This is a genomic window from Bartonella sp. MU70NMGDW (genome assembly GCF_042194085.1).
Classification (GTDB): Bacteria; Pseudomonadota; Alphaproteobacteria; order Rhizobiales; family Rhizobiaceae; genus Bartonella; species Bartonella grahamii.
Genome location: NZ_JBHIMK010000332.1, coordinates 1 through 1262, shown reverse-complemented (window position 1 = coordinate 1262; position 1262 = coordinate 1). Strand labels below are relative to the sequence as shown.

Below are 1262 nucleotides of genomic sequence, written 5' to 3'. Positions count from 1 at the left end.
CTCAAATGCGTTTCCACCCACCGAATATCGCGTGCAAGATATTGTAAAATAAATCCTATCGCCAAAGTAATACCACCGACAAATCCCCCTCCTGGCAGATCATGCCCTCGCATGAATAAATAAATAGCAAAAGCGATAATAACCGGAAAGAACCAACCCATAATAACAGCAGGAACAGTGAGATAATTTAACACAGTATCCCCTACATTTCGATTAGGCTGTGCCATATCAAAAGCTTTCTGAATACGCTGTTGAAAAGGCGCATCAATACTCTCAGGCGCAGGACGAAAACGCCGTAAGAGGGCAAAAACAGTAAGGGAAACAACACCCAAAACCACAATTTCTCCCATGGTATCAAAACCACGGAAATCAACCAACAACACATTCACAACATTGCGACCACCAGCATCTGAGTAAGAATGTGTTAGAAAAAAATCAGAAATCGTTGTACCTTGAGGGCGTGTCATCACTGCAAAAGAGAGCCATGCTACACCAGCACCTCCCACAAGGGATATGATGAAATCACGGAGACGACGCAAGCGAACCCAAAAATGAACAGCAGCTGGCCCAGGATCATGCAAACGTTTAGGCAACCACCGTAAACCAAGCAATAATAAGACGACTGTAACAACCTCAACAACCAATTGCGTTATTGCTAAATCAGGGGCAGAGAGCCATAAAAAGGTTGCACAAGTCATCAAACCAGCTCCCCCTAAAAGCATAAGTGAAGCAAGACGATGAAACTTTGCTCGCCAAGCAACTAACAGCGCACATAATCCGCCAACCAACCAAAGAGCGAGAAAAGGAATATCAACTGGAAAAAGCGGTAACGACCCCGCTGAAATGAACCCATCGCACCAAAGTAAAAGACCAACAAATGCAAAACACACCCAAAAAATCCAGTGCAACTGTATCTGCAAACGGCGTGTTGACAAAACAGATTCCACCGCACGTGCCCATTTCCAAGAAATAATCACGAGAATGCGTTCAAAAATACGCGGTCCTTTTAAGTGACGGAAAAAAGGAACCCCATCATCACAGGATAAAAAGTAACGATGCCCGACAGCATAAAGCAATCCACCTCCTAATAATGCAACAAAACTCATCACTAATGGAGTGTTAAACCCATGCCAAACAGCCAAACTATAAGGAATTGTCATTGGTCCTAAAACAGACCCGACCGCATTATCTAAAATAGGTCCTATAGTTAAATTAGGAAAAATACCAACGGCTAAACAAATAAACACCAAAAGCTCCATTGG

Annotated in this window: 1 protein-coding gene; it reads right to left on the bottom strand. The window is 43.2% G+C overall.

Going from position 1 to position 1262, the window contains the following annotated elements; all coding sequences use genetic code 11:
* The coding region (gene mbhE, locus ACFIKE_RS12270) for a hydrogen gas-evolving membrane-bound hydrogenase subunit E (protein WP_375649910.1) at positions 1-1262 on the bottom strand (1262 nt) is incomplete at both ends.